Raw genomic sequence first — 18,219 nt, forward strand, 5'->3', positions numbered from 1 at the left:
ACCGGGAGGTGATTGCATTTCGACCAAAAAATCTACCCATATTAACAGTCACATGAGTTTCATTCCTCCACAGTTCTGTTGTCTGAAAAATATTGACATGCAAACTCCTGTAATAAGAAAGACGCCCTAAGGCGTCTTTCTTATTACAGGATTCGGAGCAAGCAGGTTGGAAGCTACTCCCCCTCCCCGTCTTGCTCCGCAACCCAATCAGATCGGGGTGATGGAGGTGATATGGGCCGAGCCATCCAGAGACTGGAAGATCTGCACCACGGCTTCGCCATGGATCGGCTGGGCGAGCGGCACTGTGCTCTTGCACTTGAAGCGGTAGTTGGTACCAGCCACCACCTGGGTGGAGACTTCAAAGGGGGTGTACTGTACCCCGACAAATCCTTTCATCGCCTGGTTGAACACTGCCTGATCTTCGGCGGTCAGCTTGTGATATGCGGTCCATCCACCTACCAACACTGCTTGTTCTGACATATCAAACTCTCCGTGCTCTATGATCCCGATTCGTTTGGCCGATCGGGCTGCGCCCCGTTGATTCAAGTGGTTTCCGGTCTCCACCGGGAGCCGCTGCCGGTAGGCACGCTGACTCCCCTTTGCCGCATCGCGGCCCTGTTGCCGCCCGCCTTGTCTGATAAGGCTTGCTGGCGCTCTATCATCAGGGGCCGGTCGCAATGGGCATGAAAGAGCCTAGTGCCGATGCCAGAAATCGCCTCCTGTTAGATGTGACAGGGGCGCGCCCGGGCAAAGCTGCTAGCGGGCAGAAAATTGCGGCGCAAACGATTGGAAAAAGAAAAGACGCCGCAAGGGCGTCTTTTTTGCATTTTTATGCTCGATGGGCAGCAGGGCGCGTGCCGCTTATTCCCATTCGATGGTTGCGGGCGGCTTGCCGGAGACGTCGTACACCACGCGGGAGATACCGTTGATCTCGTTGATGATGCGATTCGATACGTGACCGAGGAAGTCGTACGGCAGGTGAGCCCAGTGGGCGGTCATAAAGTCGATGGTTTCGACGGCGCGCAGGGCAATGACCCAGTCATATTTGCGGCCATCGCCCATGACGCCAACGGAGCGCACCGGCAGGAACACGGCGAACGCCTGGCTGACCTGGTTGTAGAGATCGGCTTTGCGCAGCTCTTCGATAAAGACCGCATCGGCGCGGCGCAAGATATCGCAGTACTCTTTCTTCACTTCGCCAAGAACGCGCACGCCCAGACCCGGGCCCGGGAACGGGTGACGGTAGAGCATATCGTAAGGCAGACCCAGCTCAAGGCCGACGCGGCGCACTTCGTCTTTGAACAGTTCGCGCAGCGGCTCGACCAGACCCATCTTCATCTCTTCCGGCAGGCCACCGACGTTGTGGTGAGACTTGATGACGTGGGCCTTGCCGGTCTTGCTGGCAGCGGATTCGATAACGTCCGGATAGATGGTGCCTTGCGCCAGCCACTTGGCGTTTTTCAGCTTTTTCGCTTCATCGTCAAACACTTCGACGAAGACGCGGCCGATGATCTTGCGCTTGGCTTCCGGCTCGTCAACACCGGCCAGGGCAGAGAGGAAGCGCTCTTCGGCATCGACCTTGACGATGTTGAGACCAAAGTGATCGCCAAACATCTCCATCACCTGGGTGCCTTCGTTCAGGCGCAGCAGGCCGTTGTCCACGAATACGCAGGTCAGGCGATCGCCGATGGCGCGGTGCACCAGCATGGCAACCACGGAGGAGTCGACACCGCCGGAGAGGCCGAGGATCACTTCATCGTCACCCACCTGCTCGCGGATGCGGGCAACGGCGTCGTCGATGATGGTGGCCGGTGTCCAGAGGCATTCGCAGCCGCAGATGTCTTTGACGAAGTGCTCCAGCATGCGGGCACCCTGACGGGTGTGGGTCACTTCCGGGTGGAACTGCACGCCGTAGAAACGCTTGGCTTCGTTGGCCATGGCCGCGTGGGGGCAGGTCGGGGTCCGGGCGATGGTGGTGAAGTCGGCCGGAATGGTGGTGACCTTGTCACCGTGGCTCATCCAGACATCCAGCAGGGCATTGCCGTTGTCGGCGATGGCATCTTCGATGTTGCGCAACAGGGCGCTGCTCTTGCCAGCTTCGCCCAGCACTTCCACCTTGGCGTAACCGAATTCACGCTCGGTGGAGGATTGCACCTTGCCACCCAGCTGCTCGGCCATGGTCTGCATGCCGTAGCAGATACCGAACACAGGGACACCGGCGTTGAACACATACTCGGGGGCGCGCGGGCTGCCCGCTTCGGTGACGGACTCGGGGCCGCCGGAGAGGATGATGCCGCTCGGATTGAATTCGCGGATCTGCTCTTCGGTTACGTCCCAGGCCCACAGTTCGCAGTAAACGCCGATTTCGCGCACGCGGCGGGCGATCAGCTGGGTGTACTGGGAACCGAAGTCGAGGATAAGGATACGGTGCTGGTGAATGTCTTTAGTCATTTTATTCCTGCATCAGGCTGATGTTGTCACAAAGGGCACGGGATAAAAAAAGGGTGGAAAAACGGGGCGCAGGGCCCCGTTTTATCAGCCCATCCGATAGTTGGGGGCTTCTTTGGTAATGGTCACATCGTGGACGTGGGACTCTTTCATCCCGGCGCCGGAGATGCGCACGAATTCAGCCTTGGTGCGCATGTCGTCGATGGTGGCGCTGCCGGTCAGGCCCATGGAGGAGCGCAGGCCGCCCATCTGCTGATGGATGATCTCTTTGAGGCGACCTTTATAAGGCACGCGACCTTCGATACCTTCCGGTACCAGCTTGTCGGCGGCGTTGTCGGTCTGGAAGTAGCGGTCGCTGGAGCCTTTGGACATGGCGCCCAGAGAACCCATGCCACGGTAGGATTTGAAGGAGCGACCCTGATAGAGCTCGATCTCGCCCGGCGCTTCTTCGGTACCGGCGAACATGGAGCCAACCATGACGCAGCTGGCGCCCGCGGCGATGGCCTTGGCGATGTCGCCGGAGAAGCGGATGCCGCCGTCGGCGATAACCGGTACGCCGGTGCCTTCCAGCGCATCAACGGCATCGGAGATGGCGGTGATCTGGGGCACGCCCACGCCGGTCACGATACGGGTAGTACAGATGGAGCCCGGGCCGATACCGACCTTGACGGCGTTGACGCCGGCAGCAACCAGCGCCTTGGCGCCAGCGGCGGTCGCCACGTTGCCACCGATGATCTGCAGATCCGGATAGGCTTCACGAGTGGCCTTGATGCGATCCAGCACGCCCTGGGAGTGGCCGTGGGAGGAGTCGATCAGCAGCACGTCAACACCGGCTTCCACCAGCGCGGCAACGCGCTCTTCGTTACCGGCACCGGCACCGACGGCAGCGCCGACCCGCAGACGACCCTTGTCATCTTTACAGGCGTGGGGCTTGCGCTCGGCTTTCTGGAAATCTTTAACGGTGATCATGCCCTTGAGTTTGAAGTCGGCGTTCACCACCAGCACTTTTTCGATACGGTGCTTTTGCATCAGGGCAACCACCTCTTCGCGAGGGGCCCCTTCACGCACGGTGACCAGACGATCTTTCTGGGTCATGATCTGTTCAACGGTCTGGGAGAGGTCAATCACGAAGCGCACGTCACGGCCGGTGATGATACCGACCAGCTGATTGCCATCAGTCACCACGGGGTAACCGGCGAAGCCATTCTTGTGGCTCAGCTCCTTGATTTGGGCGATGGTCATGTCAGGGCGCACGGTAACGGGGTCAGTGACCACGCCGCTCTCGTACTTCTTGACCTTGCGCACTTCGGCAGCCTGCTGCTCGATGGACATGTTCTTGTGGATAAAGCCGATACCGCCTTCCTGGGCCAGTGCGATAGCCAGACGGGCTTCGGTCACTGTGTCCATGGCAGCGGAAATCATCGGGATGTTCAAGCTGATGGCGGAGGTCAGCTTGGTACGCAGATCGGCAGTATTGGGAAGAACTTCGGAGTGGGCGGGAACCAACAGTACATCGTCGAAGGTTAACGCTTCTTTGGCAATCCTGAGCATGGCAATATCTCACCGTTGAGGAAGTGGGGGTGTAAAATATTGCCGACGAAGTTTACTCACGGATTGGTCACTGGTAAAGAAGTTTTTTGAATTTTTTATGGCGTAGCCCTCATTTAGGAGGCCAAAACGCCAAAAAACCAAGATTATCAGTACGAAAACCGCCATTTCGGGGCAAAAGAGTTGGCAAAGTGGTGTTTTATGCACCCTGCCCGTTTGCCAAACGCTCCTCCCCAAGCGGTCAGAATGGCTCCCCTTCCCCCTGTCAAAACCACCCGAACAGCGCCGCCAAACCGCTTATTTTTTCACCACTTTTCCCGGTAAAAACAGCCGCAATCCAGAGCGAAAATCACCGATTCGGAGAGGCAGTCAGGTCCCCGTTATTGCCGCACTATTGCCACACTTCGGAGGCATAAAACTGCACTGTTGCACCTACGAAACGCTGTCTGCCTTGATGGTTTCACTGGTGCAAAAATTGCCCGTTTTCGTACTGGCAAGTGCTTTCCCGATAATCCTGTTCCTTTGCATCCGACTCTTGCGTATCATGACTAACACGCTGAATTGAAATGGAATTTCATGATGGGTCGACAACTTCACCAAGGACGGGCGGCGATTACGCTGGCAGCGCTCGGGGTCGTCTACGGCGATCTGGGCACCAGCCCGCTCTATGCCCTCAAGGAGTGCTTTGCCGGCCACATCGGTTTGCAGCCGGGCCCACAGGAGGTTCTCTCCCTCATATCCCTCTTCTTCTGGACCATCATGGTGGTGGTCTCGTTCAAATATGTGCTGCTGGTGCTGAGTGCCGACGACAAGGGTGAAGGGGGCGTACTGACCCTCGCCTCGCTGGCATCACGCCGCCTCTCGCCCCGCGCCCGTGCTATCGCCATGCTGCTTGGCCTGGTCGGGGTGGGACTTTTTGCCGGAGATGCGGTGATCACCCCCGCCATCTCGGTGCTCTCTGCCGTCGAGGGGCTGGAGGTGATCGCCCCGGATCTCGCCCCCTTCGTGCTCCCAGTGACGCTGATCGTGCTGGTGATCCTCTTTGGTGCCCAGCATTACGGCACTGCGGGGATAGGTCAGCTGTTCGGCCCCATCATGCTGCTCTGGTTTGGCGTGCTGGCCCTGCTGGGGGCGATCGAAATCATCCAGAATCCGGTCATTCTGCAGGCCATCAATCCGCTTTATGCCATTGATTTTATTGTCGAGCGACCCGGTGTTGCCTTCATTACCCTGGGCGCCGTAGTGCTCTGCGTGACGGGCACGGAGGCGCTCTACGCCGACATGGGTCACTTTGGCCGCGGTGCCATCCGACTGGCGTGGGGCTCGCTGGTGATGCCGGCCCTGCTGCTCAACTACTTCGGTCAGGGCGCGCTGCTGCTGCGTAATCCCGCCGCCGTCGAGAACCCCTTCTACCTGCTCGCCCCCTCCTGGCTCACCCTGCCACTGCTGGTGCTGGCCACCATGGCGACCGTCATCGCCTCGCAGGCGGTTATCTCCGGCACCTACTCGGTGGTGCGTCAGGCGATCCTGCTCGGCTATCTGCCCCGTCAGGAGATCCGCCACACCTCCGAGCGGGAGATTGGCCAGATCTACCTGCCGCTGGTGAACTGGTTGCTGCTGGCAGGGATTGTCATCGTGACCCTCTGGTTCCAGACCTCAAGCAATCTGGCCGCCGCCTACGGTATCGCCGTCACCGGTACCATGGTGCTCACAACCCTGCTGCTGATGGTGGTAGCCGCCACACGCTGGAAGTGGCCACGCTGGCTGATTGCGCTGGTGTGCGCGCCGCTGCTGCTGGTAGACGCCACCTTCTTTGCCGCCAACAGTACCAAGCTGCTGGCGGGCGGCTGGCTCCCCATTCTGTTTGCCCTGCTCGCCATTCTGGTGATGACTACCTGGAAGCGGGGGCGCGAGCTGGTGCTCGACAAACTGGAGAACAAGTCGTTTGCCCTGACCCGCTTTGTCGACAACATGCTTGAGCACCCACCGCTGCGGGTGCCGGGCACAGCCGTGTTCTTGTCACGCTCCGAGATGGTGGTGCCCCACGCCATGCTGCACAATCTCAAACACAACAAGATCCTGCACGAACGGATCATTTTCCTCACCGTTCGCATCAAGGATGAACCCTGGCTCGCCTTTAGCGAACGGGTCCAGCTCAAGCAGCTTGGGGAGGGTTTTTGGCAAGTTGTCGCCCATTTTGGCTACAAGGAGACCCCCGACATGGAGGAGATCTTTCAAGCCTGCGCCCAGCACGATCTCAAAGTCGCCATGAGCCAGACCTCCTTCTTCCTCTCTCACGAGAATCTGGTCAGCACCGATATTCCGGGCATGGCCCGCTGGCGCGAGGGGCTGTTTGTCTGGATGAATCGCAACGCCCTCAAGGCGACCGATTTCTTCCATATTCCGGCCAACCGGGTGGTGGAGCTGGGGGTATTGCTGGAGCTTTGACACGGCACCACCGGCATCATCAGGAACAGAATCAAAAGCCCTCTTGTAACAGGCAGCAGGCTGACAAGTGGGCTTTTAACACCGACGAAGCGCCGCATTGAGCCTCGATCGGTCTGCCTCTCATCAAGCCAAACCGATTAAAACGCGATTGATAATAGTTATTGTTTGCTGACTATCGAGTGAGGCAAGCTAGCAGCCTTTGCGCCGGGTCAGGCGTCTCATACTTGCCATTTGAGTATCAATATGACGTTCAGGAAGGGAATCAGGTCATGGCATCCAGCTATCTAGGATCGGAGCCAATCTCGCTGCCAATGGATAGTGCTATCGGGCCTGCCAAGCTTATCTCTCTGGCCATGGCCATCGCTCTGCACTCCGCTATCTTCTGGTTTGCCTATGAGCGAGCTCCCGCACCTGTTGCCCAGCCCCTGCCGATCACTCTGTCCGCTCGCTGGGCAGGTGAAAGCACGACTGCCAAACAACCGGCCAGAAAGGCAGCACCAACCGCGAAACCTGCAGCAAAGCAGGTTCGGCCTGCGCGCCCCAAACCGGTGGTCAAAAAGAGAGTCAGCAAACCCATCGTCAAACCGGTTGCCCATGCGGCCGCCAAACCTGCCGGATCAGCGGTCAGCCAACAATCGCAAACGCCTGCAGCGATGCCCGTGAGTCCGGTCACCGACAACAGTTCGAATACAGGCAGCAGCCACTCCACGGCGCCGGCAGGCAGCAACAACCAACACGCCACCACTGGCAGCAGCGCCCCCATTGCGCGAGATCCCTCCCTGCACAATCCCGAGCCCCCCTACCCCTACGAGTCGCGCAGTCGGGGGGAAGAGGGTCGGGTCATCCTCAAGGTACGGGTCAACGCCGATGGCACGGCAAGTTCGGTGGAGATCGATCAGAGCAGCGGGTATTACCGGCTCGACAGGGAAGCGCGCCGCACAGTCAGCCGCTGGCGCTTTATTCCCGGCAAACAGAACAATGTGGCCGTCGCGGCCTGGGCAAGAGTCACCATCATTTTTCAGATAAGGGGTTAACCATGGATCCGGAGATTGCCAACAACGGGATGGGGCTTGCCCATCTGCTCACGCAAAACAGCGGTGTTGGCCTGTTGCCATTTGTGCTGCTGGTACTGATGTCGCTCGGCACCTGCTACTTTGCTCTGCTCAAGCTCTGGTTTGCCTGGCGCGAGCGACGCCTTGGCAAACAGTTTGTCGAGCAGTTCTGGCAACACGAGAACGTGCAACAGATGGAGCAGCGACTGGCCAAAGAGATCCCGCAAGACGCCTATAGCCGCTTGACCAATGCGGCGCTGATAGCCATCGGCCAGCTGGAACGAGCCGATGCCCGCCCCCGCTCACTGGGTCTGGGATCTCCTGACGAGTATCTGCTGCGCGCCCTGCGTCAGGGGCTCGCTCAGGAGAAGATACGGCTGGAGCAGGGGCTCGCCTTTCTCGCCTCGGTGGGATCAGCAGCCCCCTTTATCGGGCTGTTTGGCACCGTCTGGGGCATCTATCACGCCCTGCTTGCCATCGGCGCCGCTGGCCAGAGCAGCCTCGACAAGGTAGCCGGCCCGGTTGGCGAGGCACTGATCATGACCGGCTTTGGTCTGGCTGTCGCCCTGCCCGCCGTGCTGGTCTACAACTTCTTCGTGCGACGCAACCGCCTGAAAATGGCTGAGCTGGATGCCTTTGCCCACGACCTGTTTGCCCTGCTGCTGACCGGTTTTGAACCGGCGGCAAGCAATGTCACCCGCCTTGCCCAGCGCTCAGCCAAAACGGGAGGTCAATAATGGCATTCGGTTCCCTGCCCGGCGATGAGGATGAGCAGCCCCTCAGCGAAATCAACATGATCCCGATGATCGATGTGATGCTGGTGCTGCTTATCGTCTTTATGATCACCGCGCCCCTGCTCACCAACGCGGTCAAACTCGATCTGCCCAAGGCGAGCAGCCAGCTCAATCAGCCCAAACCGGAGGCGATCACTCTCTCCATCGACAGCGCGGGCAAGACCTACTGGAACGAGCAGGAGGTGGATGAAACGGCGCTGCTGGCCCGCATGGAGAGCGCCAGCAAAGCTCCCGGCGAGTTGCCCGAGATCCAGCTGCGCATCGACCGACGGGTCGAATATGGCACCATCGCCAACGTCATGGCAGCTGCGTCTCGCCACGGCCTGCACAAGATCGCGTTGGTCAGCCAGCCACAGAACGAATGAACGCCCTGCAAAGGCGATATCGGGTGCTCGGGCTGATAGAGGCTCGGCACCTGCCCCGTGCTGGGGTAAGATAGCGGCCATCGTTTTATCCCCGCCCCGCCGGGGCAGATCACAGGTACGCCATTGAACCGATTTACCCCATCCAGTGCGACGAACGGCCGCGAGCAGCAGGTCTTTACCGTCACCCGCCTCAACAGCGCCGTGCGCATGATCCTGGAGCAGGATCTGGGGCTGGTGTGGCTGACCGGCGAACTCTCCAATCTGGCGATGCCAAGCTCCGGTCACTGGTACTTCTCCCTCAAGGACATGTCGGCGCAGGTGCGCTGCGCCATGTTCAAGGGCAACAACCGGCGGGTGGCCTTCCGCCCGCAGGATGGCATGCAGGTGCTGGTGCAGGCGCGGGTCTCCCTCTATGAGCCGCGCGGCGACTACCAGCTGATCATCGAGTCGATGCAGCCCGCAGGCGATGGCGTGCTGGCGCTGCGTTTTGAAGAGCTCAAGCGCCGTCTCGGCGCCGAGGGACTGTTTGACGAAGGCCGCAAGCGGCCGCTGCCCCGTGAACCGCGGGCGGTGGGCCTTGTCACCTCCGCCACTGGCGCCGCCCTGCACGATATGCTGACGGTGCTTAAACGGCGCGCGCCGGATCTGCCGGTCTTTATCTACCCGACTCAGGTGCAGGGGAGCGCCGCCATCAGCCAGATCGTCGCGGCGATCGCCAAAGCGAACCAGCGCGCCGAGGTGAATGTGCTGATCGTCGGGCGTGGCGGCGGCTCGCTCGAAGATCTCTGGTGCTTCAACGAAGAGGCGGTGGCGCGTGCCATTGCCCACTCTGCCATCCCTGTGGTGAGCGCAGTGGGCCACGAGGTGGATGTCACCATCAGCGACTTTGCCGCCGACTTGCGCGCCCCTACCCCGTCGGCTGCCGCCGAGCTGGTGGCGCCGGATCAGAGCGCCCGTGCCCAGCGTCTGGTTCACCTCAAGCAGCGGCTGCTGCAGGCGATGAGCCGCCAGCAGACCGCCGCCCGCCACGATTTCATCCTGCTGCAAAAACGGCTCGACCATCAGGATCCGAAACGGCGGCTGGAGCAGCAATCCCAGCGCCTCGACGAGCTATCTACTCGTTTGCAGCAGCTGCTACGCCAGCGGCTGCATCAGGGTGAGCGGCGCCTCGCCAACCTTGAGCTGCGCCTGCAGGGCAAAAGTCCGGAGCGCCTCTTGGCAGCTGGCAAGCGCCGCCACCAGCTGGCCGAGGAGCGGCTTCATGCCCTGATTGCCAAGCGGCAAGACCTTGCGAGCCACCGCCTCGCCATGCTCACCGCCCGCCTCGACGGGGTGAGCCCGCTCGCCACTCTGGGGCGCGGTTACTCCATCACCCGCACTGCGCGTGGTGAAGTCATCAGCCGCGCCGATCAGGTCAGCAGCGGCGACCAGCTCGTCACCACTCTGGCGCAAGGGAGCCTGCAGGTGCGGGTCGAGGAAGTTATCAAAGACTCTGCGCAGTAGAGCGGCTGCATCAAACCACCAGCCAATCTGCTATTCAGCTCGGCAATCTGCCAAAAACAAAGGCCACCACCGCAAACACGGTGGTGGCCTTTTTGGTCTCGGGTGCTTGCGACCTCACCCCTTGGCGCGGCGGGCGACCAGGGTGAACTTGTAATCATCGCTCTTGAAGAAGTTGCGACTGAACTCGAACACGGTGCCATCTTGCAAGAAGCCACGGGAGACCTTCTCGATAATGGGCTTGGCCGGGTCGATACCGAGCGCCTCCACTACCTGCGCCGAGGGGAGCACCGGAATGATCTCCTGCTCGCTGCGGTCGATCACCAGCTGCTTCACCTCTTCGATGTAGTGGTACTTCGAGCCCTGCATCACCGCGTAGCTGAGATCGGGGAAGAGAGCGAGCGGCATCCAGGTCTCCTCCAGCGTTACCGCGATCTGGCGAATAAAGCGCACCCGCTTGACGTAATAGACCAGCGCACCCTCCACCAGATTGAGCCGATCGGCCAGCTCGCTGCTCGCCTTGATCACCTCGAAGGCGAGAATGTCGCTGTGGGTCTCGGCCGCCGGATCGGTCACCTTCTCATAGAGGCTGGTGAGCTGATAGATGTCGTAGTTCACCTTCTCCTGGCGCACGTAGCTGCCACTGCCCTGAATGCTCTCGATGACGTTGAGTTCGGTCAGCTGCTTGAGGGCCTGACGCACCGTCACCCGGCTCACCCCGAACTGCTCGCGCAGCTCGGCTTCGGTGGGCAGGGCATCGCCGGGGGCCAGCTCCCCTTGCGCAATCCACTGCTGGATGGTGTCGGCTATCTGGCGATACATGGGTTTTTTCGACACGAAAGGCCACCTCGTCGGCTCTGCGCCATGATAAATGGAAGAGGCGCCATTCTACCCCAGTTGCCCGGCAGACAAAACGGCTCAGCCTCATTTGACCTAACAAATCCCCTTGACCAAACAATACAAAAACAATACAAATAACGAATTGTATGATACCACTCACAAAAATCAGTCGGCCGGTTTGTTAGCATCGCTGTCACTTTCACCATGACGGCTTGCTGGCAAGCCAACCTGACAGAGGATCATCATGAACCTGACCAGTCTTACCGGCCCCCATCTCATCACGCTGCAAACCCGGTTTGCCGATCGGGATGCGGCCATCCATGCCCTGGCTGATCGGCTCGATCAGGCCGGCAAGCTGCACGACAAGGCCGCCTTTCTGGCCGCGGTCATGGCCCGCGAGGCGCAGGGCCCCACCGCCCTTGGCGAAGGGCTGGCGGTGCCCCACGGCAAGTGCGATGCGGTACGCGAAGCGGCCTTTGCCGTCGCCACCCTGAGCGAGGAGCTGGGCTGGGAGGGGATCGATGGTCCCGAGCCGGTCAACCTGATCTTCATGCTGGCGATCCCGACCGATCAGGCGGGTTCCACCCATATGCAGTTGCTCACCACCCTCACCACCGCTCTGGTGGATGACGATACCCGCGAGGCGGTGCTGGCGGCCCAAAGTGCCGAGCAGCTGATGGCGCTGCTCGATGGCGAAGGGGATAGCAACAAGCAACCAGCAAAAGAAGACAATTTAGATACAAATAAACCCACAGTGGTCTGTGTCACCGCCTGTCCGGCGGGGATCGCCCACACCTATATGGCCGCCGAGTATCTGGAAAAGGCGGGGCGCAAGCTGGGCATTCGGGTACTGGTCGAGAAGCAGGGTGCCAATGGCATCGAGGATCGCCTGCCGCAAGAAGCGCTCGATGCCGCGGTGGCCTGCATCTTCGCCGCCGAGGTGGCCATCAAGGAGCAGGAGCGTTTCGCCGGTATCCCCCGTATCGAGACGCCGGTGGCCGAGCCCATCCGCCATGCCGAGCGGATCCTCAATGATGCGCTGGAAGCGGCCAAGGCCGGTCGCACCGCCCCGACGCCAAACCCCAGCCAGAGCGACGCGCCGACCGGCAAGAAGGTGAGCCTCAAGACCGAGCTCAAGCAGGCGCTGCTGAGCGGTATCTCCTTTGCCGTACCGCTGATCGTGGCAGGCGGTACCGTGCTCGCCGTCTCTGTGCTGCTGGCCCAGATCTTCGGCCTGCAACATCTGTTTGACACCGAGAACTCCTGGCTCTGGATGTACCGCAAGCTGGGCGGCGGCATGCTGGGCACCCTGATGGTACCGGTACTGGCGGCCTATACCGCCTACTCTCTGGCAGACAAACCGGCGCTGGGCCCGGGCTTTGCGGCGGGACTGGCCGCCAACATGATTGGCTCCGGTTTTCTCGGCGGCGTGGTCGGTGGTCTTATCGCCGGTTACCTGATGCGCTGGGTCAAGCAGCATGTGCGCCTCAGCCCCAACTTCAACGGCTTTCTCACCTTTTACCTCTATCCGGTGATCGGCACCCTGGTAGCGGGCAGCCTGATGCTGTTTGTCATCGGCCAGCCGGTGGCCTGGCTCAACAACAGCCTCACCGAGTGGCTCAACGGCCTCTCCGGCACCAATGCGCTGGTACTGGGCGCCCTGCTCGGCTTTATGTGCTCGTTTGACTTGGGTGGCCCGGTCAACAAGGCGGCCTACGCTTTCTGCCTCGGCGCCATGGCCAACGGGGTCTACGGCCCCTACGCCATCTTCGGCGCGGTCAAGATGGTCTCGGCCTTTACCGTCACTGCCTCCACCCTGCTGGCGCCACGCCTGTTCCAGACCTTCGAGATCGAGACCGGAAAATCGACCTGGCTGCTGGGGCTGGCGGGGATAACCGAGGGCGCCATTCCGATGGCCATCGAAGATCCGATCCGGGTGATCGGCTCCTTCCTCGCAGGCTCGGTGGTCACTGGCGCCATGGTGGGGGCCATGGGGATTGGTCTCTCCACCCCGGGGGCCGGCATCTTCTCCCTGTTCCTGCTCCACGATGGCGGCCACGGCGCCCTGATGGCTGCCGCCGTCTGGCTCGGTGCGGCGCTGGTGGGCACCCTTATCTCCACTGTGGTGCTGATCGGCTGGCGCCGTCACGCCATGCAGCGCGGCTCCTATCAGGTGGTCGCCGCAGAGTAAGGCTCATCTTCACCACCGTTTTTTCAACAGACTATTTTTCCGCACGGCAGGCAAGGGCCGCCGTGCGTCAGCAAAGGATCATTGTCATGACAGTTTCACGAGTTCACATCACGCCGCACATGCACTGGGATCGGGAGTGGTACTTCACCACCGAGGAGTCCCGCATCCTGCTGGTCAACAATATGGCGGAGATCCTGGCGCGGCTTGAATCCGACCCAGACTACAAGTTCTATGTGCTGGACGGCCAGACTGCGGTGCTGGAGGATTACTTCGCCATCCAGCCCGAGAACAAGGCCCGGGTGAAGGCACTGGTGGAAGCGGGCAAACTCATCATTGGCCCCTGGTACACCCAGACCGACACCATGCAGGTGAGCGGGGAATCCATCCTGCGCAACCTGCTCTACGGGATGCGCGACTGCCTTAGCCTTGGCGAGCCGATGAAGATCGGTTACCTGCCCGACTCGTTCGGCATGTCCTCCCAACTGCCCCACATCTTCAACGGCTTCGGGATTGACCGTGCCATGTTCTGGCGCGGCTGCTCCGAGCGCCACGGTACCGACAAGACCGAGTTCCTCTGGCAGAGCAACGATGGCAGCGAGGTGACCGCCCAGGTGCTACCACTTGGCTACGCCATCGGCAAGTACCTGCCGGAAGATGAGGCAGGTCTGCGCAAGCGGCTCGAATCCTACTTCGAGGTGCTGGAGAAGGCCTCGGTGACCCAGGATATCCTGCTGCCCAACGGCCACGACCAGATGCCGCTGCAACAGAACATCTTCGCCATCATCGACAAGCTGCGGGAGATCTACCCCCAGCGTGAATTCCACATGAGCCGCTTCGAGCAGGTCTTCGAGCGCATCGAGGCGTGCCGCGACCAGCTGGCCACCCTCAAGGGGGAGTTCAACGACGGCAAATATATGCGGGTACACCGCACCATCTCCTCCACCCGGATGGACATCAAGCTGGCCCATGCCGCCATCGAGAACAAGATCGTCAACATCCTCGAACCGCTGGCGAGCATCGCCTGGGCGCTCGGCTTTGAGTACCACCACGGGCTATTGGAGAAGATGTGGAAGGAGATCATGAAGAACCACGCCCATGACAGCATCGGCTGCTGCTGCAGCGACAAGGTGCATCAGGAGGTGATGACCCGCTTCATTCTGGCCGACGACATGGCCGAGAACCTGATCCGCTTCTACATGCGCAAGATTGTCGACAACATGCCGGTGGCGCTCTGTGAAGACGGGGTACAGGTGGCCGACAAGCTCTGCCTGTTCAATCTGATGCCCTTCCCCCGTCAGGAGGTGATCAACACCAGCATCCGCATTCGCGCCCAATCCTTTGCCCTGCGCGATGAAGCGGGCCAGCCGATCCCCTACTTCATCCGCGCCAAGCGCGAGATTGACCCGGGTCTGGTAGACAGACAGATCGTGCACTACGGCAACTACGACCCCTTTATGGAGTACGACATCCAGCTCTGCCATCCCCTGCCGGCCATGGGCTACTGCACTCTCCATATCGAAGGCAACCAGCCGGGACTGGAGCAACCGGTGACGGCCAGCGGCGAGCTGCTGGAGAACGATTTTTACCGCATCGCCCTCAATGACAACGGCACCCTGCTGATCCTGGACAAGCTGCGCGGCACCACCTTTGATCAGGTGCTCACGCTGGAAGAGGGCTCCGATGATGGCGACGAATATGACTACTCGCCATCGCGGGACGAGTGGCTCCGCTACTCCACCGAGTTTGCGGTGACCCGCGAGGTCACCCATCAGGCGTGGCAGAGCATCGCCACTCTCAAATTGCGCATGGTCTTGCCAGCCAACCTCGCCGAGCGGGCCAGCCGCCAGTGCAGCGGCCACCTTGATGTCACCTGCCGCATCACGTTGGCGCACCAGAGTCCGCGTATCGACATCGAGCTGGAGCTCGACAATCAGGCCGACGATCACAGAGTGCGGGTGCTGATCCCCACCCCCTTCCCGAGCGACACAGTGGTCTCCGACAACCAGTTTGGCTGCATCACCCGCCCCACCCGCGACAGCGCCATGGCCGACTGGGAGGCAGAAGATTGGAAAGAGGCCCCCATTCCGGTCTGGCAGCTAATGAACTTCGTCGCCCTGCAAGATGGCAAGCAGGGGCTGGCGGTACTGAGCGACGGTCTGCGCGAGTTTGAAGTGATTGGCGAGCAGTACGACACCCTGGCACTCACCCTGCTGCGCGGGGTCGGCGTACTCGGCAAAGAGGAGCTGCTGCTGCGCCCGGGTCGCCCCTCCGGCATCAAGCTACCCACCCCGGACTCCCAGGTGCGCGGCAAGCTCAGCTGCCGTTTCAGCCTGCTGGCGTTTGCCGGTGATCACATCAGCGCCAACGTGATGCAGGCGGCGCGCAGCTACCTCACTCCGGTGCGCTGCTACAACAAGATCCCGTTCGATGCCATGAAGCTCAACAAGGCAAGCTTCACCACCCCGCGCCACTTCAGCCTGCTCACCATGGATCCGTCCGGTCCGGTGCTGAGCGCCCTGAAAAAGGCCGAGGATGAAGAGGCGCTGGTGATCCGGGTCTACAACCCGAGCGAGCAGGCGGTGCTGGAGGGTGGCAAGGTGACCAGCCAGCACACCCTGAGCGACTGGCAAGCGGTGCGGATGGACGAGCAGCCCCTACCCCTTGAGTTGGCCGCTGGTGAGTTTGGCGAGCTGACGCCCTGCCACTCCCGCAGCGTGCGCTTTCGGGTGGCTCGCGGCTAACGGCAGGTATACCCACAGGTAGCAACAGGTGAGGGAGGCGCATCCCCTCCCCGCCTGTTTATCCCTTCAAGCTGCCCTATCCCGCTTGATAAAGGCATAAAAAATCCCCGCCAATTGGCGGGGATTTTTATTGGAACGGTATTAGCCCCCGTCAGCAAGAGCGACCGGCTTAGCTGGCCTTGCGCAGGATCTGCTCAAGGTAGCGGGCGAAGTCGTGACCGTGATGCTCCAGCAGTTTCGGGAACATGGAGATGGAGGTCATGCCCGGGAAGGTGTTGATCTCGTTGAGCAGGATCTCGCCCTCGTCGGTCAGGAAGAAGTCGATACGGGAGAGGTGAGTCAGTTTCAGCTGACGGAACGCCTTGAGGGCGTACTCGTGAATGGCGTCAGCCTGAACCTGGGTCAGCCCTTCGGCACGCAGTGCAGTCTCGGTATGGCTGGCGCTGCTGTACTTCTCTTCATAGGTGTAGAACTTGTCCTGCGGCACGCAGATCTCGCCCGGATAGGTGGCCACCAGCTCGTCACCGTACTGGTAAACCGCCACTTCCAGCTCGCGCGGCTTGACCGCTTTCTCGATCAGAACCTGTTCGGAGTAACCGAAGGCATCGGCAATGCCCTTCACCAGGTCTGCTTCGTTGCTGGCGGAGTAGCAGCCAACGGAAGAGCCCTGGGAGGCGGCCTTGATAAAGACCTTGCCCCACTTGGCCAGTGCCGCTTTCGCCTCAGCCAGAGCCGCATCGCCCTGCTCGGTCAGGAACAGATAAGGGGTGTTGGGGATACCGATGGCGGAGAGCCACAGCTTGGTGGTGATCTTGTTGAAGCAGATCTTGCTCGCTTCGGCGTCACAGCCCAGATAGGGCAGGCCAGCCAGCTCGAGGAAGGATTGCAGATCGCCAGTCTCACCCGGGTAACCGTGGATGCAGGGCACCACGTAGTCTACCGGACGGGCCACGCTGTCAAACGAGAGCAGCTTGTCGAGCCCCAGTTTGCACTCGCGACCATCGGCGCTGAGCCAGCGGTCGGCAAACATCTCGACGCGGGTCACTTCGACGCCGGGCAGGAGAGCGAGTTGTTTTTCGAGGAAATTGGCGCTGCGCAGAGAGACTTCGTGCTCGGAGCCACCGCCGCCGCACAGCAGCAAGACATGCATGTTCTTCATTAGATGTGATCCCTTGGGAGAAGCGGCTTCGTCATGACCATTCAAAAACCACCGCATTCAAAACCGGACGAAGCCAGATACGAACATAAGTGCGCGCCAGTGTAGCAAGGGAGACAAACCCTTGTCAGCTGATGGCTGCCCTGCCAGCCACATCTTGCGGTGAAAAAGGGCGCCCTGTGTCAAAAACCGCGCAGCCCCATGGGTCAGCGAGGGGGATCGACCCGTCCCATGCCGCTGCCATTGACGCGAAACCAGCCGGCAATGCTGTAACGCTCCTGATTGGCGGGCAGCACTTCGTGAGGAAACTCCTCGGAGAGGAAGATCACCAGCCGCCCCCCTCTGGGGCTCACATCCATCAAGAACTGCTCGTCGTTGTCATAAAAGCGCAGGACGCCGCCCGCTTCGGGTTGCCAGTCGTTATTGAGGTAGAACACCGTCGTCAGGCGACGGTTGGAGCGACCGGCAAAGGCATCGCGATGGGTCGCGTAGAAGTCGCCGCTGCGATAACGGGCAAAATGTGCCTCATAGTCGAACAATCCCAGCATCAACATCCGGTTGGCAGCCAGACGCAGCGCCTCCATGCGGGCGAGATAATCGGCGACCGGCGCACCGAGCGACGGCTCCAACCAGTGGATCTGGTCGCGGCGGATCTCGCTGTTGCCTTGATGGAGCCCTTCACGGCCGATCCCGGCCGGTTGCCACTCCTCTGGCAGACACCCTTTGAGGGCATCCACCTCGGCGGCAGTTAAAAAATCGTCCACTATCACCCAACCTCGGGTATAGATGGCATCCATGACGGCTTGATAGTCCAAGATTGACTCGCAACATGTGGAAAAGAGAGCGCTTTTTAGCGGCTTCCCGCTAAAGGCACAAACCGGTTTGCTTCTCTTGAGAAGTCCCACCATCAATACCCGATTTGGCAGGCCGCGCCCCCCTTTTTCCGGATCGATTGTGATCCTGCCCTCACCCGGTGCGTAATGGAGGGGAAAAGTGTGAGCCGCCCCCCATTGCTTCGGTGCCCGTTAACGTAACGCCTTGCCGTTAAAAGAGCCAAGCGATACCGTATCGACCATGGGAATACCCCCCTTTCCTCCTGCAAGCACACTGTGCAACTTATGTACAATCAACGACAT

13 protein-coding genes are annotated in these 18,219 nt (G+C 60.6%); 7 read left to right on the plus strand and 6 right to left on the minus strand.

Annotated features, from left to right (window positions below; translation table 11 throughout):
- Positions 1–207: 207 nt before the first annotated feature.
- The 3 genes from WE862_RS15890 to guaB form a co-directional block, all read right to left on the minus strand.
- Positions 208–480: a hypothetical protein gene (locus tag WE862_RS15890; protein WP_033115211.1), complete on the minus strand. Its 273-nt coding sequence runs from the start codon at positions 478–480 to the stop codon at positions 208–210.
- Positions 481–861: 381 nt separating this feature from the next.
- A complete protein-coding gene (guaA, locus tag WE862_RS15895) occupies positions 862–2,451 on the minus strand; it encodes a glutamine-hydrolyzing GMP synthase (RefSeq protein ID WP_042032353.1) in 1,590 nt (529 codons plus the stop codon).
- Between the two features lie 84 nt (positions 2,452–2,535).
- Positions 2,536–3,999 carry an IMP dehydrogenase gene (gene guaB, locus WE862_RS15900; RefSeq protein ID WP_041207517.1) on the minus strand — a complete coding sequence of 488 codons (1,464 nt, stop codon included), beginning with the start codon at positions 3,997–3,999 and terminating at the stop codon, positions 2,536–2,538.
- Between the two features lie 558 nt (positions 4,000–4,557).
- Here guaB and WE862_RS15905 point away from each other — a divergent pair.
- From WE862_RS15905 to xseA, 5 genes are all read left to right on the plus strand, one after another.
- Entirely contained in the window at positions 4,558–6,444 is a 1,887-nt protein-coding gene (locus tag WE862_RS15905) for a potassium transporter Kup (protein ID WP_082035501.1), read from the plus strand.
- Between the two features lie 311 nt (positions 6,445–6,755).
- Entirely contained in the window at positions 6,756–7,478 is a 723-nt protein-coding gene (locus tag WE862_RS15910; RefSeq protein ID WP_042032350.1) for an energy transducer TonB, read from the plus strand.
- Between the two features lie 2 nt (positions 7,479–7,480).
- A complete protein-coding gene (locus tag WE862_RS15915) occupies positions 7,481–8,233 on the plus strand; it encodes a MotA/TolQ/ExbB proton channel family protein (RefSeq protein ID WP_042032349.1) in 753 nt (250 codons plus the stop codon).
- Positions 8,233–8,655, plus strand: coding sequence for an ExbD/TolR family protein (locus WE862_RS15920; protein ID WP_042032347.1), 423 nt, complete (start codon positions 8,233–8,235; stop codon positions 8,653–8,655). Before WE862_RS15915 ends, WE862_RS15920 begins: the two co-directional genes overlap by 1 nt.
- Before the next feature lie 123 nt (positions 8,656–8,778).
- A complete protein-coding gene (gene xseA, locus WE862_RS15925) occupies positions 8,779–10,158 on the plus strand; it encodes an exodeoxyribonuclease VII large subunit (protein ID WP_042032346.1) in 1,380 nt (459 codons plus the stop codon).
- A 114-nt stretch (positions 10,159–10,272) separates the two neighbouring features.
- Here the strand turns inward: xseA and WE862_RS15930 are convergent, their stop codons facing one another.
- The gene (locus tag WE862_RS15930) at positions 10,273–10,992 is read right to left on the minus strand and encodes a GntR family transcriptional regulator (RefSeq protein WP_042032345.1); all 720 of its coding nucleotides are present in this window, start codon (positions 10,990–10,992) and stop codon (positions 10,273–10,275) included.
- Between the two features lie 247 nt (positions 10,993–11,239).
- Here WE862_RS15930 and mngA point away from each other — a divergent pair, with 247 nt between their 5' ends.
- Both mngA and mngB read left to right on the plus strand, forming a co-directional pair.
- Complete coding sequence (mngA, locus tag WE862_RS15935; RefSeq protein WP_042032344.1) at positions 11,240–13,186, plus strand: PTS 2-O-a-mannosyl-D-glycerate transporter subunit IIABC; 1,947 nt, start codon at positions 11,240–11,242, stop codon at positions 13,184–13,186.
- A gap of 86 nt (positions 13,187–13,272) precedes the next feature.
- Positions 13,273–15,927, plus strand: coding sequence for a mannosylglycerate hydrolase (mngB, locus tag WE862_RS15940; RefSeq protein ID WP_042032343.1), 2,655 nt, complete (start codon positions 13,273–13,275; stop codon positions 15,925–15,927).
- A 169-nt stretch (positions 15,928–16,096) separates the two neighbouring features.
- Here mngB and WE862_RS15945 read toward each other — a convergent pair whose 3' ends face one another.
- Together WE862_RS15945 and WE862_RS15950 are read right to left on the minus strand one after the other, a co-directional pair.
- Positions 16,097–17,086 (minus strand): D-alanine--D-alanine ligase, encoded by a 990-nt coding sequence (locus WE862_RS15945; protein WP_042032342.1) that lies wholly within the window; start codon positions 17,084–17,086, stop codon positions 16,097–16,099.
- Between the two features lie 203 nt (positions 17,087–17,289).
- Entirely contained in the window at positions 17,290–17,898 is a 609-nt protein-coding gene (locus WE862_RS15950) for a 2OG-Fe(II) oxygenase (protein ID WP_042032341.1), read from the minus strand.
- Positions 17,899–18,219 lie beyond the last annotated feature (321 nt).

Source organism: Aeromonas jandaei (assembly GCF_037890695.1).
Lineage (GTDB): Bacteria > Pseudomonadota > Gammaproteobacteria > Enterobacterales > Aeromonadaceae > Aeromonas > Aeromonas jandaei.

What these genes read in the sequence shown, in the direction of transcription:
- WE862_RS15915 (WP_042032349.1), top strand. Translation starts at nt 7,481, where the DNA reads ATGGATCCGGAGATTGCCAACAACGGGATGGGGCTTGCCCATCTGCTC.
- guaA (WP_042032353.1), bottom strand. Translation starts at nt 2,451, where the DNA reads ATGACTAAAGACATTCACCAGCACCGTATCCTTATCCTCGACTTCGGT.
- WE862_RS15910 (WP_042032350.1), top strand. Translation starts at nt 6,756, where the DNA reads ATGGATAGTGCTATCGGGCCTGCCAAGCTTATCTCTCTGGCCATGGCC.
- guaB (WP_041207517.1), bottom strand. Translation starts at nt 3,999, where the DNA reads ATGCTCAGGATTGCCAAAGAAGCGTTAACCTTCGACGATGTACTGTTG.
- mngA (WP_042032344.1), top strand. Translation starts at nt 11,240, where the DNA reads ATGAACCTGACCAGTCTTACCGGCCCCCATCTCATCACGCTGCAAACC.
- WE862_RS15945 (WP_042032342.1), bottom strand. Translation starts at nt 17,086, where the DNA reads ATGAAGAACATGCATGTCTTGCTGCTGTGCGGCGGCGGTGGCTCCGAG.
- mngB (WP_042032343.1), top strand. Translation starts at nt 13,273, where the DNA reads ATGACAGTTTCACGAGTTCACATCACGCCGCACATGCACTGGGATCGG.
- WE862_RS15920 (WP_042032347.1), top strand. Translation starts at nt 8,233, where the DNA reads ATGGCATTCGGTTCCCTGCCCGGCGATGAGGATGAGCAGCCCCTCAGC.
- WE862_RS15890 (WP_033115211.1), bottom strand. Translation starts at nt 480, where the DNA reads ATGTCAGAACAAGCAGTGTTGGTAGGTGGATGGACCGCATATCACAAG.